Genomic DNA, 19,546 nt, shown 5'->3' on the forward strand with positions numbered 1-19,546 from the left:
CCACGGCTTCTCAAAAACCCGCTTCGGCGGGTTTTTTTATGGTTGAAACCAGCTCAGTCTTCCTGCAGCGCCGCAAAGAGTTCGGCCAGGAAATCGACCAGAGCCCGCACCGAAGGCAGCAGGCCACGGCGCGAGGCGAACACCGCGTGGATGATCTCGCGCGGTGGGGCCCAGCCCGGGATCACGTGCACCAGCTCGCCCCGCTCGCACTGCGTGCGTACCAGCATCCGGGGCAGTTGCACGATGCCCACCCCGGCCAGCGCCGCCGCCCGCAGCGACTGCATGCTGCGGGTGACCAGGCGAGGTTGGTGGTGGATTGCCACCTGTGCACCGTCGGGGCCGATGAGATTCCAGACATGTTCGTTCTGCGGCAGCCCCAGGTCCATGCTGGGCAGGCCGGCCAGGTCGGCCGGGGTGCGCGGCAGCCCGGTGGCCTCCAGCAAGCGCGGGCAGGCCACCAGGCACTGGCCGCGGTCGCCCAGCACCCGCATTACCAGGTCGCTGTCGGCTATGGGTGGAGGGCGCACGCGGATGGCGATGTCGATGCCTTCACCTACCACGTCCACCCGCCGGTTGGTTTCCTCCAGGTGGAGCTCGACCTGCGGATAGGCGACCATGAAGGCCGCCACCATTTCGCCCACTAGCGCATCCAGCAGCGCCACCGGGCAGGCCATGCGCACGGTGCCGCGCGGCTCCACGTGGGCCAGCGCGATGGCCTCGTCGGCCGCTTCGGCTTCTACCAGCATGGCCTTGCAGTGCCCGTAGTAGGTCTGGCCGCTGTCGGTCACCGTGAAGCTGCGGGTGGAGCGCTGGATCAGCCGCGTCCCCAGCCGCTCCTCCAGCAGTGCCACGCGGCGGCTGAGTTTGGACTTGGGCATGCCCAGCGCCCGGCCCGCAGGCGCAAAGCCGCCGTGCTCCACCACCTGGACAAAGTAATAGAGGTCGTTGAGGTCGCGCATGCCTGTATTGTTCACCAAATAGAACGCTGATGGCAAATTTAGCCTACTACCGGAGTCAGCGTTCTATATTTATGATTCAGGCATGGGGTAAAGCCATCGTTTTACCCACTACAGGAGAAGACCATGAAGAAGATCCTCAGTGTCCACAACGCACCCCGCCCGCACTGGGTGGGCGACGGTTTCCCGGTGCGTTCCATGTTCAGCTACGGCAGCGAGAGCGCGCAGCTGAGCCCGTTCCTGCTGCTGGACTATGCCGGCCCGGCGCAGTTTGCGCCCACCACCCGTCCGCGCGGCGTGGGCCAGCATCCGCACCGTGGCTTCGAGACGGTGACCATCGTGTACCAGGGTGAAGTCGCGCACAAGGATTCCACTGGCGCGGGTGGGCTCATCGGTCCGGGCGACGTGCAGTGGATGACGGCAGCCGGCGGCATCCTGCACGAGGAGTTCCATTCGCCTGCTTTCACCCAGAGCGGCGGAACGCTGGAAATGGTGCAGCTCTGGGTCAACCTGCCCGCCAAGGACAAGATGGCTTCGCCCGGCTACCAGAACTTGCTGAACGCCGATATTCCGTCCGTGGCTTTGCCTGACGGTGCCGGTAGCGTGCGGGTGATTGCCGGGGCCTTCGACGGCCACCACGGCCCGGCGCATACCTTTACGCCTATCGATGTGTGGGATGTACGCCTGAACCAAGGCGCGACCAGCCGGTTCAGCGTGCCAGCGGGCCGTACGCTGGCGCTGGTGGTGCTGCACGGCACGGTGCTGGTGAATGGCAGTGAGGTCGTGCGGGAAGCGCAACTGGTGCAATTTGACCGGGACGGCAGCGATGTACAGATCGAAGCCAACACCGATGCCACCGTGTTGCTGCTCAGCGGCGAGCCGATCGACGAGCCCATCGTCGGCCACGGGCCGTTCGTGATGAACAGCCAAGCCGAGATCGTCCAGGCGATCAGTGATTTTCAGGCCGGCCGCTTCGGGCAGATGCATGCCTGATGGAGAGCCGGGCCTGTGCATTGCCGCCCAGGCCCGGTTTTAGTTGGCGGGCACCGGCACGATGGTGACGCTCTCGCGCAGCACGCCGCCGCTTTGCGCGCTGCCCTCTACGCCCTCGGGCTGGCGCATGCGGGCTTCGCAGTCTTTACGGTCATCGCCCTGGAACACGGCACAGCGGCGCAAGGCGTTTTGCTGGTACTCCGAAGGTGCTTCCGTTGTCAGGCCACCCCGGCGGGATTCGGCCAGGGCGCGCTCGGCTTCGATTTTGCAGGTGGCGACATTCTGGTTGGACTTGCCGCTGTTGCACAGCGCCATGTCTTGCTTGTAGCGGGCCTGGGCACTGGCGGAAGCGGCGGGGTCGGCGGCCTGTGCTGCCGCGGTGCACAGCAGTGCGGTCAAAAATAGGGTGCGGCAAAGGGTGGTGCGAATGGACATGGTGGAATCCTGGATAGTCATCAGGCAACCAATATGCGCCTCGGCGCGGCTGCCGTCTGTGCGGCGGCGCACATACCGACCATACTATATTTTTAATAGCTGCTAGTGTAGGTAGTACATACGCTAGAGGCCTATTTTTTATAAATTTTTAGCCAGAGCTCCCAACGTTGCCATGGCTGCTTCCATCCGGGCATCCCAGGGGTGGCCGAAGTTCAGGCGGATGCAGTGGCGCAAACCTTGCCGGGCCGAGAACATGGGCCCCGGCGCGATGCTGATGCCCTGGACCAGCGCCTGCTGGTGCAAGGCCAGTGCGTCAAAGCCGGGCGCAAACGCCACCCACACAAAGTAGCCGCCACCGGGCTGTGACACTTGCACGTCGGCCGGAAAGTAGCGGGCAATGGCCGCCACCAGGCTGGCGTGTTGCGACTCCAGCACATGGCGCAGGCGGCGCAGGTGCTTGTCGTAGCCGCTGTGCTGCAGGTAGTCGGCCAGGGCCACCTGGGCGGGCAGGCTGGCACCCAGGGTGGTCATCAGCTTGAGCTGCGCAATCCGCGGGCCAAAGCGCCCGGGGGCCACCCAGCCCACCCGGTAGCCCGGGGCCAGGGTTTTGCTGAAGGAGCTGCAGTGCATCACCAGGCCTTGCTGGTCGTAGGCCTTGGCGGGTAGCGGGGCCTGGCTGCCGAAGTACAGCTCGCCGTACACATCGTCTTCGATCAGCGGAATCTGGCGGGCCGCCAGCAGGGCCACCAGCCGCTGCTTGCCCGCCGCCGACAGGCTGGCCCCGGTGGGGTTCTGGAAGCTGGTCATGAACCAACAGGCCTTGACCGGGTGGCGGTTCAAGGCCTGCTCCAGTGCGTCCAAGTCCAGGCCGTGCTGGGGGTGCACGGGGATTTCCAGCGCCCGCATCTTCAGCCGCTCCAGCGTTTGCAGGCTGGCGTAAAAGCCGGGCGACTCCACCGCCACCAGGTCGCCGGGCTGGGCCACGGCGGCCAGGCACAGATTCAGCGCTTCGAGTGCGCCGCTGGTCACCACCAGGTCTTCGGGCGGCTGGGCCATGCCCATGGCCAGGTAGCGCAGCGCAATCTGCTGGCGCAGCCCGGCATGGCCCTGCGGCAGGTGCTGCACCGATTCCCATGGCTGGCTGCGGCGCATGCTGCGGCCCAGCGACTGGGCCAGGCGCTGTAGTGGAAACAGCGCGGGCGAGGGAAAGGCCGAACCCAGCGGCGCAATGTCGCGCTGCTGGGCTGCGTCCAGCACCGCAAACACCAGGCCGCTGATGTCCACCCGGGCCGCCACCTGCGCGGGCGCGGCCAGCGCCCGGGGTGCCGGGGCGGGCAGGGCGACGGCTCCGGTGACGAAGTAGCCCGAGCGTTCACGCGCCCGCACCAGGCCCTTTTCTTCCAGCCGGTAATAGGCCTGGAAGGCGGTGGACGGGCTGATGCCGTACTGCGCCGTGAGCGTGCGGATGGACGGCATGCGGCTGCCTGGCGCGCGCTGGCCAGAGCGGATGTCGGTGGCCAGCAGATCGGCGAGTTGTTCGTAACGTTTTATGCGCAGCTTTCCATCTGAGCTGTAGATTTTTACATTTTTGGCATCTGGTATGGTTTTTTAAATGCCCACTGCTGCTGTCCCTGGCAGCCGCGCTGAGGCATGATTCCCCATCGTGAAAAACCTCTTTATTGCTCTGTTCTTAATGGTCGCCACGGCCAGCCAGGCCGCTCAACCATTGATAGCGCCGTTTGAAGACACCATCGCCCAGCGCACCCAGGCCTGCACCGCCTGCCACGGCAAAGAGGGCCGTGCCGCCAGCGACGGCTATTACCCGCGCATTGCGGGCAAACCGGCGGGCTATCTGTACCACCAGTTGCTCAACTTCCGCGACGGCCGCCGCCACTACGGGCTGATGGCGCAGATGGTCGATCCGCTCAGCGATGCCTACCTGATGGAGATCGCGCAGTACTTTTCGCAGCTGGACTTGCCATACCCCGCGCCCCAGCCCACCAATGTGACGGCCGAGGTGCTGCGCCGGGGCCAGACCCTGGTGCAACAGGGCGATGCCACGCGCCAGATCCCCGCTTGCGTCCAATGCCACGGTGCCGCGCTCACCGGCGTGGCCCCCAACATCCCCGGCCTGCTGGGCCTGCCGCGCGATTACCTGAACGCGCAGCTGGGGGCCTGGCGCACCGGCCAACGCCGTGCCCACGCACCCGACTGCATGGGCACCGTGGCGCGCCAGCTGAGCCCGGACGAGGTGAACGCCGCCACCAGTTGGCTGGCCGCCCAGCCCCTGCCTGCCAACACCCACCCAGCGACCGCGCTGCCTGCCTTGTTGCCGGGTGCCAAGGTAGTGGCCTGCGGGAGCGCACCATGAAGAAAATTGTCCTCGGCTTGTGTGCCTTGGCCGTAGGCCTGGCTGCGGTGGTGTGGCAGCTGAACACCCGCGACGAGCCCGACCTGTCTGCTGCTGCGCCCGCGCTCAACGCCACGCCCGAGCTGCTGGAGCGTGGTGCCTACCTGGCCCGCGCGGGCAACTGCGCGGCCTGCCACACCACCCGGGGTGGTACGCCGTACGCCGGGGGGCGCGGTATCGACACACCGTTTGGCATGGTCTACAGCAGCAACCTCACGCCCGATGTGCGCACCGGCATCGGCAGCTGGTCGTCGGCAGAGTTCTGGCGGGCCCTGCACAATGGCCGCTCCAAGGATGGGCGGCTGCTGTACCCGGCCTTTCCCTACCCTAGCTACACCACGGTCACCCGCGCCGACTCGGACGCGCTCTACGCCTATCTGCACAGCCTGCCTGCCACAGCCCAGCCTGCCACACCGCACGCACTGCGCTGGCCGTTCAACCAGCAGGCAGCCCTGGCCGTGTGGCGCGCGCTGTACTTCACGCCCGCCAGCTTCCAGCCCGAATCGACCCATTCGGCCGAGTGGAACCGCGGTGCCTACCTGGTGCGCGGCCTGGGCCACTGCGGTGCTTGCCACACCGCGCGCAACGCCCTGGGCGCGACAGACGACCGGCTGGATCTGGCAGGCGGGTTGATTCCGGTGCAAAACTGGTATGCGCCCTCACTCACCTCCGCCCAGGAGGCCAGCGTGCACGACTGGCCGCTGGAAGATGCCGTGCGCCTGCTGCAAACCGGCCAGGCCCCGCAAGGCACGGTGCTGGGCCCCATGGCCGAGGTGGTGCAGCAAAGCACCCAGTACCTCACGCCCCAAGATTTGACCGCCATGGCCACCTACCTCAAAGCCCTGCCGCAAACGGTGGTGGAATCTGCGCACGCCGTGCCCACCACGCCCCGCAATGTGGAGCGCGGCGCGAAGCTGTACGAACAGCACTGCGCCCAATGCCACGGCGCGCAGGGCCAGGGCGTAGCCGGTGCGTATCCGCCGCTGGCCGGCAACCGCGCCGTCACCATGGCCAGCACGGCGAACCTGGTGCACGTGGTGCGCAATGGCGGCTTTGCCCTGGCCACCGCGGGCAACCCGCGCCCGTTTGGCATGCCGCCCTTTGTGCTGGTGCTGAACGATGCCGACATCGCCGCCGTGCTGACCCACATCCGCGGCACCTGGGGCAACCAGGCGGCGGGGGTTACTGAGTTGGAGGTCAACCGCCTGCGCTGATCCTTCCCCCAAAAGAAGGATGCCCCCAAGGCCTGGGGTGCCCACAATGGAGGTCTTCCCTTTCGAGGAGACAAGCATGGACTATCTTTTGGTGCGGGGCAGCCAAGGCCCTGCGGTGCAAAAACTGCGCACGGCATTGGCCAAAGAACTGGGCGCAGATGCCCAGGCCTTTCCGGGCCTGGACCAGGGCGACGAGATGGCGGTCGATGTAGAGGCCGCCGCCCGGCGCTGGCAGTCGGGTGTGGGCCTGGTGGCCGACGGGGTGGTGGGGCCGTACTGCCTGCAACTGCTGGATTTGCGCCCAGCCCCGAAGTTTGAAGTTCCCTTGACGCTGGAACTGGTGCGCCAGTTGTTCCCGGCCACCAAACCCGCCAACATCGCCCGCTACCTGCCCTACGTGGCTGCCGCGCTGGACGCGCTGGGGCTGACCGACTGGCCCATGGTCTGCGCCGCCCTGAGCAGCATCCGCGCCGAGACCGAAGGCTTTTTACCACTCTCTGAATTCCAGTCGCAATTCAACACCGCGCCAGGCGGCATGCCGTTTGGTTTGTACGAGCCGGGCACCGGGCCGGGCAAGCGCGTGGGCAATACCCAGCCGGGCGACGGTGCCCGTTTCAAGGGGCGCGGCTTTGTGCAACTGACCGGGCGCGACAACTACACCCGCTACGGCAAAGCGCTGGAGATCGATCTGGGCGTGGTGCAGGTTAACAATGCCGATCTGGCCAATGCCCCCGAGATTGCTGCGCTGCTGCTGGCCCGGTTTCTGGCCGACAAGGCCGAGCCTTTGCGTGCCGCACTGGCGGCGGGCAATCTGGCTGCAGCGCGCAAGCTGGTCAACGGCGGTAGCCATGGGCTGGACCGTTTCAAGGACGTGTTTGTGCGGGCGGGCAAGATTGCCGGGCCCGCGGCCAAAACCCCCACCGTGGGCGCGGGTGCCGCTGCCAAGGCCGCGCCTGTACGGTTGGGTGCCGAGCGCCAGCTCAAGGTGCGCAAAGACCCCATCGACCTGAAAGACCGGGCCTACCAGCCGCCCCCGCTGGGTCTGCAGGCTGCGTACCCCAGCGATGCCGACATTAAAAAATACCTGCCCGCCTATACCGCTGCCGACCTGATACTGGACCAGGGCAACGAAGGCGCTTGTACCGGCTACGGCCTGGCCTGCGTGGTCAACTACCTGCGCTGGTACAAGGCTGATGACAAAAATAAAATTGATCCTGTCAGCCCGCGCATGCTCTACAGCTACGCCCGCCGCTACGACGAATACGCGGGCGAAGACTACAGCGGCTCCAGCTGCCGGGGCGCGCTCAAGGGCTGGTTTAACCACGGTGTCTGCCTGGACGCGTACTGGCGCAAGAATGACCCGCAACCCCGTTACGGCTTCGCCAAGAATGCCACTGACCAGACCTTGGGCGTGTACTACCGCATCGCCCTGCAATCCATCACCGACCTGCAGGCCGCCATCCAGGCCGTGGGCGCGGTGTATGTGTCGGCCCTGACCCACGACGGTTGGCACGACGTGCCCACCACCAAGGCGCTCCCCAGCGGGCACAAAGATATTCCGCTGATCGCCTTCGATGGCCGCCCGGCCGAAGGCGGTGGCCACGCCTTTGCGCTGGTGGGTTTCAACGCCCAGGGTTTCATCGTGCAGAACTCCTGGGGCACCCAGTTCGGCATGGGCGGCTTTGCCGTGCTGGGTTATGCCGACTGGCTGGCCAATGGCATGGACGCGTGGGTGGTGGCGCTGGGCGTGCCCGGCGTAGTAGAAGGGCGCATCAGCGTCACGGCTTCGGGCGGCGTGGACAGCGCGGGGCGGGCGGGTGCGGTCAACACCAGCCTGTGGTGGAGCGCCGACCAGGCCTACCAGCACAGTGTGGTGCTGGGAGACGATGGCCGCGTGAGCCATTACCTGACCGAAGACGCGCTCAGCCGCACCCTGGCTTACCAGGTTTGTGAGCTGCCCAACGCCTGGTTCCGCGATCCGGCCCACGGGCCGCTGGACGGCAAAAAACGCATCGTCATCTATGCCCACGGCGGCCTCAACAGCGAGGCCGATGCCATCAAGCGCGCCCGCGCGATGGGGCGGCATTTCGAGGCGAATGGCTGCTACCCGCTGTTCCTGGTCTGGAAGACCGGGCTGCTGGAATCCATCAACGGCATCTTGCACAAGCAAAGCCGCCAGGAGCCGGGGCTGGCGGGTGGCTGGTTCGACGAGCTGGCCGAGAATGTCACCGAGAAGACTGACCTGGCCATCGAGTCCACCATCGGCCGTGGCCTGGTGCGCCCGGTGTGGACCCAGATGAAGGATGTCGCCGAGCTGGCGTTTGAAACCCGGCGCGGCGGCGAGCAAATCATCCGTGCCCTGCAGCAGCTGATGGACACCTGGGGCGACCAGTTGGAAATCCATCTGGCCGGCCATTCCGCAGGTTCCATTTTGCTGGGTCACATGTTGGACGGTTTGGCCTACCGCCAAATGCCGATCGAGAAAATCAACTCCATCCACCTGTACGCACCCGCCTGCAGCGTGGCCTTTGCCAACCAGTGCTACGCAAGCAACAAAAAAATCATGGAGCGGCTGTACATAGACATGCTGTCCGACACACGGGAGCGTGACGACAGCGTGGCGGGCATCTACCGCAAGTCGCTGCTGTACCTGGTGTCGGGTGCGCTGGAGACCGACCTGCGCACGCCGATCGCGGGCATGGCCAAGGTTTATGGCAGCGGCGATGGCGGCTGGGACGGCAGCTCCAGCACCAACGAGAGCCTGAACGTGTGGCGGCGCGCGGTGCAAGATGCCAAGCTCAAGAGCGCGGGGCGGTTGGTGGAAATCAGCGCCGACAAAGTCTGCACCGCTCTGGCCGCCCCCCGCCGCGCCGACCCCAGCAATGTGATGATTGCCGCCGACCACGGCAGTTTCGACAACAACATCGACGTGATCACCCGCACGCTGGAGGTGGTGCTGGGCGGCAAGCTGTTGCAGCCGGTAGACGACTTGCGGGGCTTTTAGCGGCGCAGAGTGGGGCGTGGTGCCAAAGCTTGTACAGTTTTGGCACTTCAGCGTTTTAGGCTTTCCATGTCCACACCATTGCTCCAAGCCAACGGGCGCGCGTTTGCGCACATTGCCCAGTTCCACCCCGAGTTGACGGCCTTGCGCCGCGATCTGCATGCCCACCCCGAGCTGGGCTATGAAGAGTTTTATACGGCTGAGCGCGTAACCCAGGCGCTCAAACTCTGCGGCGTGGACGAGGTGCATACCGGCATTGGCAAAACCGGCGTGGTCGGTGTCATCCACGGGCGCAACCACCATAGCGGACACACCAGCGGCAAGATGGTTGGCCTGCGCGCCGATATGGACGCGCTGCCCATGACTGAGCAAAACGATTTCGCCTGGAAGTCGGCCAAGGGTGGCCTGATGCACGGCTGTGGCCACGATGGCCATACCGCCATGCTGGTTGGTGCAGCCCGCTACCTGGCCGAGACGCGCAACTTCGACGGCACGGTGGCGCTGATCTTCCAACCCGGTGAAGAGGGCTATGCGGGGGCCAAGGCCATGATCGACGACGGCCTGTTCGAGCGCTTCCCGGTGCAGGCCGTGTTTGGCATGCACAACTGGCCGCACATGCGGCCCGGCATCATCGGCCTGAATACGGGCGCGATGATGGCCGCGTCCGACCGCGTCACCATCGAGATCACCGGCCGCGGCGGACATGGTGCGCATCCTTATCAAAATGTGGACCCGGTGCTGGTGGCCGCCCACACCATCACCGCATTGCAAAGCGTGGTGTCGCGCAACATCCGCGCCATCGACAGCGGGGTGGTCAGCATCTGCGCCGTGCAGGCAGGCGACCTGGGTGCCATGAGCGTGGTGCCGGGCAAGGCCACGCTGGTGGGCACGGTACGTACCTTCAACCCTGCTGTGCAAGACCTGATCGAGCGGCGTATCACCGAGCTGTGCAGTGCGGTGGCCCTGGGTTTTGGCGCGACTGCCTCGGTGAAGTACGAGCGCCTGTACCCACCCACTATCAACACCACGGCCGAAGCGCTGTTCATGATGCGGGTGGCCGAGGGCCTGGTGGGTTCGTCGCAGTTGGTGCGCGACCTGGATCCGAGCATGGGCTCGGAAGACTTTTCTTTCATGCTGCAGGTCAAGCCAGGTGCCTACATGCGCATTGGCCAGGGCACCGAAAACGGCCCCGGCAGCTGCGCGCTGCACAACAGCCGCTACGACTTCAACGATGCCATCCTGCCCCTGGGCGCCGCCATGCACGCCAGCTTGGCAGAGCAGTTCATGCCGCTATCAGAATAAGAGCTACTCGTGTAGAGAGTATATGGGCTAGAGGTCTATTTTGTTTATAAAACGCCAGGCGTTTATTTTCCATTGCAAAGCGATGGGCACAGGTATAGGTCGCTTGGCTCGCCTTCCACCAGCGTGAGGGTGTAGCCGCGGCACAGGGTGCCCAGCACGGCGGTCACGTTGTAGGTGCCTACGGGAAGCGCCAGCTCGACCAAGGAGCCCGCGTCGTCGGCGGTGAAAACGCGCTGGCCTTGCAGATTGTCGATGTGCAGGCGCAAGGGGCCATCGGGTTTGGGGGGCAGCGGTGGGGCGTACAGGCTGCGCATCCAGTGCAGCCACTCCAGCGGCGCGGTGAATAGCGTCCCCCTAACCGCAGGGTCGGCGGCTGCGTGGATCACCAGGCTGGCTTCGGGCAAAGGAGGAGAGCTGTGCGGAGTGGGCACGTTTCTATCTTGCACTCTCAAGCCCTATTTCCTTGTGTCGTCAGGACAACGGCTATGTTGCATATGTCACACAAGTAGTGGCACCGGTTTGAGCAGCAAGGCCATGGCCCGGGCCAGCTCGTCACGCTGCATGGGTTTGGTCAGCAGGCGCGAGACCCCGGCGGCGGCGGCCCGCTGGGCCAGGGAGGCACCGCCGTAGCCGCTGACCATCAGGATCGGCAGTGTGGGGGCAAACTGGCGGATCGCCTCCGTGAGCTGGATGCCGGTCAGGCCGGGCATGACTTCGTCGGTGACCACGGCGGCAAAGCGCTGCGGGTCGGCGCGCAAGGTCTGCAGGGCGGCGACAGGATCGGTGAAGCCCACGGGCTGGTAGCCCAGGCTGGTGAACATTTCTTCGGCCAGCGCGACCAGGGTGGGTTCGTCGTCTACCACCAGCAGGGCTTGCCCCGCACCGTTGGAGGTGGGTAGGGCCACGGGGCGGCTGGGGCTGGGCGCATCGGTACATTCGGGAAAGTACAGGGTAAAGCAGGCTCCCTGGCCGGGTTTGCTTTGCACGTCGATGGCACCGCCAAATTCGGCCACCACGCCGTGCACCACGGCCAGGCCCAGGCCGGTGCCCGACTGTGCGCCCCGGGTGGTGAAGAAGGGTTCAAACAGCCGCTCCATCACCTCGGGGGTGATACCACTGCCCTGGTCGGACACGGTTAGCACCAGGTAGGGTCCGGCAGACAACTGGGTGTGCGACAGCACCCGCCGCCGTTCCACCTGCTGGCGCACCAGTTGCACCCGCACCATGCCGCCCTGGGGCATGGCTTGCATGGCGTTGGTGCACAGGTTCATTACCGCTTCGAAGGCCTGTGTGGGGTCGCCACGCATGAGTACGCCGGGGGCTTCCAGGCCACGTTCCAGCACCACGCCGGGGCGCAGGGTGGCGGCCAGCAGAGCCAGCACTTCGGCCACGATGGGTTCCAGTTCGAACACGGCGGACGCGCAGCCACCGCCCCGGCCAAACGACAGAATGCGCTCCACCAGTGCCTTGCCGCGCAGGGCCGCGCCCAGTACTTTGTCCAGGTGCCGGGCCTGGGCGCTGCCGGGGGGGGCGGCATCTTGCGCCATTTCGCCAAAGCCGACGATGGCCGCCAGCACGTTGTTGAAGTCATGCGCCACGCCGCCTGCCAGCTCGCCCAGCGACTCCAGCTTGTTGGCCCGCGACAGCTGGGTTTGCAGCGTCACCTGGGCGGCGGTGCGGCGCTGGTTGGCGCGCAATACCAAGTGCACCGAAGCGGCCATCACCAGCAGCAGCAGCACCACACCCACGGCGGTGAGCTGGGCGGCCTCGCGCCAGGCTACCAGCACCACGTTGAGATCGCGGGTCAACACCACTTCCAGGCCGTAGCGCTCCAGGCTGTGCAGTGCGACTAGGCGCTCGGTGCCGTCGGGCAGATGGCGCAGTTCGGTGGCGCGCTGGGTGGCCAGGCGCCGGGCGATGGTGGCCTCGTCCCAACGGGATTTATTGACCACACCCCCGGCCAGCAGCACGCCGTCGCGGCGGAACACGGCCATGCGCGCATCGGCGGCGGGCGATGCCACCGAAAAAGCACCCAAAAGTGCTTCGGCCCGCATGGTGGCAAATATCCAGCCCGCGGGCTGACCCGTCACATCCACAAACGGCACAGCCAGCGTGACCAGCGGAGTTTGGGTGCGCGGGTCGATAAAGGGGCGGCTCACGGCCACGGCTTCGGTCTCCAGCTGGTTCAGCCCCGGCGCGAAGGTGGTCTGGTTGGGCATGGGGGTGGGGTTGGACGACGACAGCACCTGGCCATTGCGGTCTACCAGCGTCAGGGTGTCCACCATGGACATCAGCTCGGTGCGGGTTTGCAGGGCGCGTGCTGCGGCCGATCCCACCGTGGGCAGGCTGCCTTCGTTTAGCTCCACCTGCATGGCGTGCAGGCCGGCGTTCATGCCGCGCAGCTCGCGGTGGATCTCGTCGGTAAGGGCCAGCGACAGCATGCTGAGTTCGCGCGACTGGCTGTTGACGGCTTCGCCGCGCAGGTGTGTGAGGGCCACAAAGGCCACCACCACCAGCGCCACGCCCAAGCTGATGGCCACCATCCACAGGCGGGGCACACCGGCCCGCAGTCTTTGCCATATCCATTGCATAGTCAGGGAATCCCTCGGTTGTGCCAGTATGCGGCCATCGTTGATACTTATTGAAACACGAAGAGCCATATTCCACACGATGACCACCCCTACTGCCCCGCACATTTTAGTAATCGACGACGATCCGAGTATCCGTGAGCTGGTGGTCGAATACCTGGGGGACAACGACCTGCGCGTCAGCGCCGCTGCCTCGGGCCGCGAGATGTTTGAGGTGATTGACCGCGAAGCCATCGACCTGGTGCTGCTCGATTTGAAGCTGCCCGGTGAAGACGGCATGCAACTGGCCCGCACCCTGCGCGAGCGCGCCAGTGTGCCCATCATCTTCCTGACCGGCCGCAACGAAGAGGCTGACCGGGTGATGGGCCTGGAGCTAGGGGCCGATGACTACGTCACCAAGCCTTTTAGTCCACGCGAGCTGCTGGCCCGGGTGCGCGCCGTGCTGCGCCGCTACCAGGTGCAGGCTACGCTGCCCGAGCGCGACAACAGCCGCCGGGCCTTCCGCTTCTCGGGCTGGGAGCTGAATTTGCGCACCCGCCGTCTAGTGTCGCCCGCGGGCGTGTCGGTAGAGCTGTCGAACGGCGAGTTCAGTCTGCTGGGGGCCATGTGCCGGGCCCCGCAGCGGGTCTTGTCGCGCGACCAGTTGCTGTCCATGTCGCGCCTGCACGAGGCCGAGGTATACGACCGCACCATCGACGTGCAGATCCGCCGTTTGCGCCTGAAGGTGGAGGTGGATTCGGCCAACCCGATGCTGATCGTCACCGAGCGCGGCGCGGGTTACCTGCTGGCCAGTGAGGTGGAAACCTTGTACTAAGCGGGTATTGCGCCCATAAAAAAAGCGGCTGGAGCCCCAAGCTCCCGCCGCTTTTTTCAGAATACCGTTTGGTGTATTACTTAGTCACGTCGGTAGACCAAATGCGCACGCGGCTGTAGACCTTCTTGGCGCCGGGCACCTTGGCAGCGACTTCGCGGGCCTGGGTGGAGAGTTCAGCGTTGTTGATCCAGCCGCTGAGGGTGACAACACCCTTTTTGGACGAAACTTTGAGTTTGGCCGCGTCGTCGTTCAGCGATGCTTTCAATGCATCCATCACGGCGGAGTTGAGTTCTTTGTCGGCAGGCGTAGCGACCGCAGCAGGCTTGTCGGTGGCAGCCATGCTGGAGCCGACCATTGCGGTGCCTGCAACAAAGGCAAGCAAGATATTGGCGGCGAGGCGGTTGATTTGGATAGCCATGTTGTGTGTCTCTCTTGTCTTGGTGGTGGATAAAGAAATAGGCCACTGTGCTGGTGTACCTGCGCGCTATAAAAATTTACACGCACTTTATCGTAGCTTAAATAAACCGTACACCAGCAGAGTTATTGTCCGGATTCGCTTTAAAGAAACAGACCTTTACTCCGCAAAGGTAGACCAGATGCGCAAGTGGCTGTATACGTCGGTGGCACCGGGAACGGTGCTGGCAACGGTACGCGCCTGGGACACCTGGCGCGCGCCATTGACCCAACCGTGCAGGATCAAGGTGCCGTTTTCAGCGGTCACGGTGATGCTTTTGGCCCGGTAACCCAGCGACTGGTTGATGGCCTCTTGGGCTGAACTTTGCAAAGCCTCGTCGCTGGTAGAGGCCATGCTGGAAGCCACCATCAGCGGACCGGCGGCTATTGCCAAGACGGTGCTGGCGGCGAGGTGGGTGAGAGGGCGCTGCATGGTGGCTCCTTGCATGGGATACGTGGCTAAACAGCTTAGGCAATTTGCCCACCCAGGGCAAGCAGATCGTGGTCTATCGGTTAGTTGTAGGTTTCGCTGGACCAGGTGCGCAGGCGGCTGTAGACCTTGGTGGCACCAGGTACGTTGGCCGCGATGTGGCGGGCCTGGGATTCCTGGTCGGGGCCAGTGATCCAGCCGCTGAGGGTGACAGTGCCGTCGTTGCTGGAGACTTTCACGTTCTTGACCTGGCTGCCCATGGACTGGCTGATGGCATTGGCTACCGCAGAAGCCAAAGCTTTGTCGCCGTTGGCGGTGGCACTGGTGCTGGCGGCGCTGGCGACGACCACCGCGTCGGTTCCAGCCATGCTGGAGGCTACGAAAAGGGGGCCAGCGGCCAGTGCAATCAGGGTGCTGGTGGCGATGCGTTTGAGAGAGACTGTCATGGTGGGTTCCTTGGAAGGTTCGCAGCCACTGTGGTGCGATGGGGTGATCTTCTCGCCCGCACCGCCGATGTCTGTGACGGATGGGCCACACCGTGTTGCAATTGCAATCTGCGGGTTAACCCTTGTTTTAATGTGTGCCTTTGTTTTGCTATTTAAAATATAGCTACTAGCGTAATTTCTATATGTGCTAAAGGCCATTTTTATCTAAAAAATAACGCTACGCTTTACTGCAACTTCACGGGTTATCATGGGTGGACAACCCGGTCTTTTTGCTTATCGGAACCTGCGCACCATGCAAACCTCCACCCGTACCGTCGCCATTGAACGTACCGAACGCCCCTGGGGCTGGTATGAAACGATGTTTGAAGCCCCAGGCCACAAGATCAAACGCATCGGCGTGCATCCCGGCCAGCAGCTCAGCCTGCAAAAGCACCACCAGCGCGCCGAGCACTGGGTAGTGGTGGTCGGCACGGCCATCATCACCGTGGGCGACAAAGTGCTGGAGATGACCCTGGGCCAGCATGTAGACATCGCCATCGGCGAAGTGCACCGCCTGGCCAACAAGACCACCGGCCCGGTGGAGATCATGGAAGTGCAGTTTGGCGACTATTTAGGCGAAGACGATATCGTCCGCCTGCAAGACGACTACGGCAGGGAGTAAGTACACCCCCAGGCTTGCCCACTGCGTGTGGCCGCCAACCCCCTTGCAGGGGGTAACACCAGCAGCCTGGCGGAGCCAGTTTTGCGGTGTTTCTCGAGGGAGCCTCGCTGCGCGAGGCTGGGGGGCTGACAGTGTTTATTTCTGAGCGCTGAGGTTTACCAGCATGTCCTGGACCATCGCGTCCACGTCGTATTCCGCCTTCCAACCCCAGTCTTGCTGGGCCGCCGAGTCGTCGATGGAGCGGGGCCAGCTGTTGGCAATCGCCTGCCGAAAATCGGGCACGCATTCCAGGCTGAACCCCGGTACGTGTCGGGCAATCGCATCGGCGATCTGCACGGGCGTGAAGCTGATGCCGCCCAGGTTGTAGGAGCCGCGTTCGCGCACGCTGTCACGGGGGGCTTCCATCAATTCCAGTGTGGCGCGGATGGCGTCGGGCATGTACATCATCGGTAACGCCGTGTCGCCCGCCAGAAAGCTGGTGTAGCGGCCCACTTTCAGCGCGGCATGGAATATCTCGATGGCGTAGTCGGTGGTGCCGCCGCCGGGCGCGGTTTTCCAGCTCACCAGGCCGGGGTAGCGCAGGCTGCGCACGTCCACGCCGTGGTTGCGGTGGTACCAGTTGCACCAGCCTTCGCCCGCCAGTTTGGAAATGCCGTAGACCGTACTGGGGTCCATCACGGTGTGCTGCGGGGTGTGGTCGCGCGGGGTGTTGGGTCCAAAAGCGGCGATGGAACTGGGCCAAAACACCTTGTCCAGTTTGTGCGTGCGGGCGAGTTCCAGCACGTTCAGCAGGCTTTTCATGTTCAGGTCCCAGGCCCATTTGGGGTGCTGCTCGCCGCGTGCCGATAGGGCGGCGGCCAGCAGGTAGATCTGGGTGACGTGGTGGCGTTCGACCACCTCGGTCAGGGCCTGTGTCTCGGTCACGTCCAGCATTTCGTGGCGCAGGCCTTGCACGCGGCCTTTGGGCACCATGTCGCTGGTGATGACGGCCTCAGCGCCATGGCGCTGCACCAGGGCGTGGGTGAGTTCGGTGCCGATCTGGCCGTTGGCACCAATGATCAAAATGCGCGGGTTCATGCTGCAATCAATCCGAGTTCGCGCCCGGCCTGGGTGAAGGCGGCCACGGCGCGTTCCAGATCAGCCCGCTGGTGTGCCGCGCTCATCTGCACGCGGATGCGCGCCTGGCCCTTGGGCACCACCGGGAAGAAGAAGCCCACCACGTACACCCCCAGCTCCAGCATGCGCGCCGCCAGCTTTTGCGCCACCACCGCGTCATACACCATGATGGGCACGATAGGGTGCTCGCCGGGCTTGATGTCGAACCCGGCCTGCAACAGCGCACTGCGGAAGTAGGCGGTGTTGTCGGCCAGGGTGTCGCGCAGGGCGGTGGAGGCCTCCAGCAGGTCCAGCACCGCAATCGACGCGCCCACGATGCTGGGGGCTACGGTGTTGCTGAACAAATAGGGCCGTGAGCGCTGGCGCAGCAGCTTCACCACCTCGCGCCGGGCACTGGTGAAGCCGCCCGACGCACCGCCCAGCGCCTTGCCCAGCGTGCCGGTGACGATGTCCACCTTGCCGAACACGCCGCGGTGCTCGTGCGTGCCGCGCCCGGTGGCGCCGATGAAGCCGCTGGCATGGCATTCGTCCACACCCAGCAGCGCGCCATATTGGTCGCACAGATTGCGCATTACGTCGAGCTGGGCAATGGTGCCGTCCATGGAGAACACGCCGTCGGTAAACACCAGGGTGTGGCGCGCGCCATCGGCTTTGGCCTGCTGCAGCTGGCGCTCCAGGTCGGCCATGTCGTTGTGGGCGTAGCGGTAGCGTTTGGCCTTGCACAGGCGGATGCCGTCGATGATGCTGGCGTGGTTCAGCGCGTCGCTGATGATGGCATCGTCCTCGCTCAGCAGCGGCTCGAACAGGCCGCCGTTGGCATCGAAGGCCGCGGCGTAGAGGATGGTGTCCTCGGTGCCCAGGAACTTCGACAAACGCGCTTCCAGCGTCTTGTGGATGTTTTGCGTGCCGCAGATGAAGCGCACCGAGCTCAGGCCGTAGCCGTGGGTGTGCAAGGCCTCGGCGGCTGCCGCCACCACGGCAGGGTGGCTGGACAGGCCGAGGTAGTTGTTGGCACACAGGTTCAGCACCTCGCGGGTGGAGCCATCGGCCGCCACGGTCTGGATGCGCGGCCCCTGGGCGCTGGAGATCACCCGCTCGGCTTTGTACAGGCCAGCATCGCGGATGGCTTGCAGCTCTTGTTGCAGGTGGGTGTAGAAGGCGGAGGTGGTGGCGGTGATGGTCATGGGGGCGGGCTCCTGCGGCACAATGCTAATTACAGTAAAACGAAATTGTGCTGTATATCGAACAATAAATCAATATATTGGATGCAACATGGCCCCACGCTCCCCCAAAATTTCTGCTGCCAGTGCCGAGCCGCCCCGCGTGGGCGACACCCTGGCGGCGCTGCGCCAGGCGCAGACTCTGTCGCTGGATGCCTTGTCGCGCAAGGCCGGGGTGTCCAAGTCCATGCTGTCGCAGATCGAGCGAGCCCAGGCCAACCCCACGGTGGCCGTGGTCTGGCGGCTGGCGAATGCGCTGGGGGTGCCGCTGGGCGACCTGTTGGCATCTGCGCCGCCGCCGATGGAGCCCGTCATCACGGTGGTGCCCGCCCACGCCACGCCGTCGCTGCGCCACCCAGACGGTGCCTGCGAGCTGCGCATCCTGGGCCCCATCGACCTGGCGGGCCAGTTTGAGTGGTACGCGCTGGCGATTCAGCCCGGTGGCGCGCTGGAGTCGCAACCGCACGAGGCCGGTACGCGCGAACACCTGACGCTATTGACCGGCGCGCTGGACCTGGTGTCGGGCGATGCCCGGCAGCATTTGGTCCCTGGAGAAACCGCCCGCTACGCCGCCGACCGTCCGCATGCCATCCGCAACCCGGGCAAGGTCGAGGCCACCGCCTGGCTGGTGGTGGTGCACGCTGGATGAACGGGGTGGCGGGACACACAGGTAAATTTTGTTTACGCTTAATGTTGCAACAAATTGCAATGGTATTTACTCCATAATTTCTGCATATCCCGGGCTCGCCTTGGTCATCCACGTTTTTTGAGGAAAAGCACATGCAGGGGTCGTGGTCTGGGCTAGATTTCCTATGCAGGCAGAGCTGGGGTTACCGGCGGGGATACCGGCCATAAAGGCCGCCCCTGCAACCCCCGGTGCTGGCCTGTTCGGGCTGAACCGCTTCCTGGGCCGCTACCCGCGGACCGTGGGAACCGTCTGCGCCTACGCGGTGGGCTTGGCCATGGCGCTGGCTGTCATGCTGGTATCCGTGCAATTGCGGTTGCAGGCCATCGAAAGCGGCCATGCGCAGGTGATTACCAGCATGCAAGAGCTGCAGGCCGACATCAGCCTGCTGCTGGACGAACTCAATACCTCTTTTGCCCCGGTCTGTACGCCCGATAACCTGAACCGGCTGCGCAGCCTGATGTTTACCCACCGCTACGCGCGTGACATTGGCCTGCTGAACCCGCAACGCCAGCTGTTTTGCACCACCAACATCGGCCTGCTGGAGACTCCCAGCGCCGCTGCCGAAGGCGGTATCGAGGGCTCGATTGGCCACTATTACCTTAAGGCAATGCTGAACAAGGCCATTCAAAATGGCTCTTCCGGGGTACTGATAACAAGAATGCGCCGAATCCGGCCAACACGAGTCGTTTTCTAACCCCTTGGGGCTAGGTTCGCGGGCCTTTGGGCCCACTTTGCGCCCCTACGGACGCACCTGTGCCAGCAACTCCTTGCGCCCCAGGTAGATGTTGGCCAGCGCCAGGGCCGTGAATGCCTGCGTCG

19 protein-coding genes are annotated in these 19,546 nt (G+C 64.6%); 9 read left to right on the plus strand and 10 right to left on the minus strand.

What is annotated here, in order from left to right:
• Nucleotides 1–53: 53 nt before the first annotated feature.
• On the minus strand, nucleotides 54–959 hold the full coding sequence (locus Q0T48_RS05930) for a LysR family transcriptional regulator (protein WP_295953766.1): 906 nt from the start codon (nucleotides 957–959) through the stop codon (nucleotides 54–56).
• A 123-nt stretch (nucleotides 960–1,082) separates the two neighbouring features.
• Here Q0T48_RS05930 and Q0T48_RS05935 point away from each other — a divergent pair, with 123 nt between their 5' ends.
• A complete protein-coding gene (locus Q0T48_RS05935; protein WP_295953769.1) occupies nucleotides 1,083–1,949 on the plus strand; it encodes a pirin family protein in 867 nt (288 codons plus the stop codon).
• A 39-nt stretch (nucleotides 1,950–1,988) separates the two neighbouring features.
• On the opposite strand, the gene Q0T48_RS05940 is transcribed toward Q0T48_RS05935, so the two are convergent.
• Together Q0T48_RS05940 and Q0T48_RS05945 are read right to left on the minus strand one after the other, a co-directional pair.
• Nucleotides 1,989–2,384: a hypothetical protein gene (locus Q0T48_RS05940; RefSeq protein WP_295953772.1), complete on the minus strand. Its 396-nt coding sequence runs from the start codon at nucleotides 2,382–2,384 to the stop codon at nucleotides 1,989–1,991.
• A gap of 138 nt (nucleotides 2,385–2,522) precedes the next feature.
• Nucleotides 2,523–3,935, minus strand: a complete 1,413-nt coding sequence (locus Q0T48_RS05945; RefSeq protein ID WP_295953824.1) for a PLP-dependent aminotransferase family protein — start codon at nucleotides 3,933–3,935, stop codon at nucleotides 2,523–2,525.
• A gap of 142 nt (nucleotides 3,936–4,077) precedes the next feature.
• Between Q0T48_RS05945 and Q0T48_RS05950 the strand changes: the two genes are divergently transcribed.
• From Q0T48_RS05950 to Q0T48_RS05965, 4 genes are all read left to right on the plus strand, one after another.
• Complete coding sequence (locus Q0T48_RS05950) at nucleotides 4,078–4,755, plus strand: c-type cytochrome (RefSeq protein WP_295953826.1); 678 nt, start codon at nucleotides 4,078–4,080, stop codon at nucleotides 4,753–4,755.
• Nucleotides 4,752–6,008, plus strand: coding sequence for a cytochrome c (locus Q0T48_RS05955; protein WP_295953775.1), 1,257 nt, complete (start codon nucleotides 4,752–4,754; stop codon nucleotides 6,006–6,008). Before Q0T48_RS05950 ends, Q0T48_RS05955 begins: the two co-directional genes overlap by 4 nt.
• A gap of 76 nt (nucleotides 6,009–6,084) precedes the next feature.
• Nucleotides 6,085–9,012, plus strand: coding sequence for a peptidase C1 (locus Q0T48_RS05960; protein ID WP_295953777.1), 2,928 nt, complete (start codon nucleotides 6,085–6,087; stop codon nucleotides 9,010–9,012).
• A 66-nt stretch (nucleotides 9,013–9,078) separates the two neighbouring features.
• On the plus strand, nucleotides 9,079–10,311 hold the full coding sequence (locus tag Q0T48_RS05965) for a M20 aminoacylase family protein (protein WP_295953780.1): 1,233 nt from the start codon (nucleotides 9,079–9,081) through the stop codon (nucleotides 10,309–10,311).
• A 62-nt stretch (nucleotides 10,312–10,373) separates the two neighbouring features.
• Here Q0T48_RS05965 and Q0T48_RS05970 read toward each other — a convergent pair whose 3' ends face one another.
• Nucleotides 10,374–10,742 (minus strand): hypothetical protein, encoded by a 369-nt coding sequence (locus Q0T48_RS05970; protein WP_295953783.1) that lies wholly within the window; start codon nucleotides 10,740–10,742, stop codon nucleotides 10,374–10,376.
• Nucleotides 10,743–10,808: 66 nt separating this feature from the next.
• Complete coding sequence (locus tag Q0T48_RS05975; protein ID WP_295953786.1) at nucleotides 10,809–12,902, minus strand: sensor histidine kinase; 2,094 nt, start codon at nucleotides 12,900–12,902, stop codon at nucleotides 10,809–10,811.
• A gap of 79 nt (nucleotides 12,903–12,981) precedes the next feature.
• Here Q0T48_RS05975 and Q0T48_RS05980 point away from each other — a divergent pair, with 79 nt between their 5' ends.
• On the plus strand, nucleotides 12,982–13,713 hold the full coding sequence (locus Q0T48_RS05980; RefSeq protein WP_295953789.1) for a response regulator: 732 nt from the start codon (nucleotides 12,982–12,984) through the stop codon (nucleotides 13,711–13,713).
• 76 nt (nucleotides 13,714–13,789) lie between these two features.
• Here the strand turns inward: Q0T48_RS05980 and Q0T48_RS05985 are convergent, their stop codons facing one another.
• From Q0T48_RS05985 to Q0T48_RS05995, 3 genes are all read right to left on the minus strand, one after another.
• Nucleotides 13,790–14,131 (minus strand): BON domain-containing protein, encoded by a 342-nt coding sequence (locus Q0T48_RS05985; protein WP_295953791.1) that lies wholly within the window; start codon nucleotides 14,129–14,131, stop codon nucleotides 13,790–13,792.
• A 156-nt stretch (nucleotides 14,132–14,287) separates the two neighbouring features.
• Nucleotides 14,288–14,599 (minus strand): BON domain-containing protein, encoded by a 312-nt coding sequence (locus Q0T48_RS05990; RefSeq protein ID WP_295953794.1) that lies wholly within the window; start codon nucleotides 14,597–14,599, stop codon nucleotides 14,288–14,290.
• An 80-nt stretch (nucleotides 14,600–14,679) separates the two neighbouring features.
• On the minus strand, nucleotides 14,680–15,042 hold the full coding sequence (locus Q0T48_RS05995) for a BON domain-containing protein (RefSeq protein ID WP_295953799.1): 363 nt from the start codon (nucleotides 15,040–15,042) through the stop codon (nucleotides 14,680–14,682).
• Nucleotides 15,043–15,334: 292 nt separating this feature from the next.
• Here Q0T48_RS05995 and Q0T48_RS06000 point away from each other — a divergent pair, with 292 nt between their 5' ends.
• The gene (locus Q0T48_RS06000) at nucleotides 15,335–15,703 is read left to right on the plus strand and encodes a phosphomannose isomerase type II C-terminal cupin domain (protein WP_295953801.1); all 369 of its coding nucleotides are present in this window, start codon (nucleotides 15,335–15,337) and stop codon (nucleotides 15,701–15,703) included.
• A gap of 135 nt (nucleotides 15,704–15,838) precedes the next feature.
• Here Q0T48_RS06000 and Q0T48_RS06005 read toward each other — a convergent pair whose 3' ends face one another.
• Nucleotides 15,839–16,780: an NAD-dependent epimerase/dehydratase family protein gene (locus Q0T48_RS06005; protein WP_295953803.1), complete on the minus strand. Its 942-nt coding sequence runs from the start codon at nucleotides 16,778–16,780 to the stop codon at nucleotides 15,839–15,841.
• The gene (kbl, locus tag Q0T48_RS06010) at nucleotides 16,777–18,003 is read right to left on the minus strand and encodes a glycine C-acetyltransferase (RefSeq protein WP_295953806.1); all 1,227 of its coding nucleotides are present in this window, start codon (nucleotides 18,001–18,003) and stop codon (nucleotides 16,777–16,779) included. Before kbl ends, Q0T48_RS06005 begins: the two co-directional genes overlap by 4 nt.
• Nucleotides 18,004–18,091: 88 nt before the next feature.
• Between kbl and Q0T48_RS06015 the strand changes: the two genes are divergently transcribed.
• Both Q0T48_RS06015 and Q0T48_RS06020 read left to right on the plus strand, forming a co-directional pair.
• Nucleotides 18,092–18,688: a helix-turn-helix domain-containing protein gene (locus Q0T48_RS06015; protein ID WP_295953809.1), complete on the plus strand. Its 597-nt coding sequence runs from the start codon at nucleotides 18,092–18,094 to the stop codon at nucleotides 18,686–18,688.
• A 163-nt stretch (nucleotides 18,689–18,851) separates the two neighbouring features.
• The gene (locus Q0T48_RS06020; protein ID WP_295953812.1) at nucleotides 18,852–19,421 is read left to right on the plus strand and encodes a CSS-motif domain-containing protein; all 570 of its coding nucleotides are present in this window, start codon (nucleotides 18,852–18,854) and stop codon (nucleotides 19,419–19,421) included.
• Nucleotides 19,422–19,546 lie beyond the last annotated feature (125 nt).

Source organism: Rhodoferax sp., from assembly GCF_025354435.1.
Taxonomy (GTDB): Bacteria; Pseudomonadota; Gammaproteobacteria; order Burkholderiales; family Burkholderiaceae_C; genus Rhodoferax_B.

Bases quoted from the DNA above. Each gene is read 5' to 3' on its own strand.
- Q0T48_RS05930 (WP_295953766.1), bottom strand. From the start codon at position 959: ATGCGCGACCTCAACGACCTCTATTACTTTGTCCAGGTGGTGGAGCAC.
- Q0T48_RS05990 (WP_295953794.1), bottom strand. From the start codon at position 14,599: ATGCAGCGCCCTCTCACCCACCTCGCCGCCAGCACCGTCTTGGCAATA.
- Q0T48_RS05940 (WP_295953772.1), bottom strand. From the start codon at position 2,384: ATGTCCATTCGCACCACCCTTTGCCGCACCCTATTTTTGACCGCACTG.
- Q0T48_RS06015 (WP_295953809.1), top strand. From the start codon at position 18,092: ATGGCCCCACGCTCCCCCAAAATTTCTGCTGCCAGTGCCGAGCCGCCC.
- Q0T48_RS05975 (WP_295953786.1), bottom strand. From the start codon at position 12,902: ATGCAATGGATATGGCAAAGACTGCGGGCCGGTGTGCCCCGCCTGTGG.
- Q0T48_RS05985 (WP_295953791.1), bottom strand. From the start codon at position 14,131: ATGGCTATCCAAATCAACCGCCTCGCCGCCAATATCTTGCTTGCCTTT.
- Q0T48_RS05935 (WP_295953769.1), top strand. From the start codon at position 1,083: ATGAAGAAGATCCTCAGTGTCCACAACGCACCCCGCCCGCACTGGGTG.
- Q0T48_RS05955 (WP_295953775.1), top strand. From the start codon at position 4,752: ATGAAGAAAATTGTCCTCGGCTTGTGTGCCTTGGCCGTAGGCCTGGCT.
- Q0T48_RS05995 (WP_295953799.1), bottom strand. From the start codon at position 15,042: ATGACAGTCTCTCTCAAACGCATCGCCACCAGCACCCTGATTGCACTG.
- kbl (WP_295953806.1), bottom strand. From the start codon at position 18,003: ATGACCATCACCGCCACCACCTCCGCCTTCTACACCCACCTGCAACAA.
- Q0T48_RS05950 (WP_295953826.1), top strand. From the start codon at position 4,078: ATGGTCGCCACGGCCAGCCAGGCCGCTCAACCATTGATAGCGCCGTTT.
- Q0T48_RS06000 (WP_295953801.1), top strand. From the start codon at position 15,335: ATGCAAACCTCCACCCGTACCGTCGCCATTGAACGTACCGAACGCCCC.
- Q0T48_RS05960 (WP_295953777.1), top strand. From the start codon at position 6,085: ATGGACTATCTTTTGGTGCGGGGCAGCCAAGGCCCTGCGGTGCAAAAA.
- Q0T48_RS05980 (WP_295953789.1), top strand. From the start codon at position 12,982: ATGACCACCCCTACTGCCCCGCACATTTTAGTAATCGACGACGATCCG.
- Q0T48_RS06020 (WP_295953812.1), top strand. From the start codon at position 18,852: ATGCAGGCAGAGCTGGGGTTACCGGCGGGGATACCGGCCATAAAGGCC.
- Q0T48_RS06005 (WP_295953803.1), bottom strand. From the start codon at position 16,780: ATGAACCCGCGCATTTTGATCATTGGTGCCAACGGCCAGATCGGCACC.
- Q0T48_RS05965 (WP_295953780.1), top strand. From the start codon at position 9,079: ATGTCCACACCATTGCTCCAAGCCAACGGGCGCGCGTTTGCGCACATT.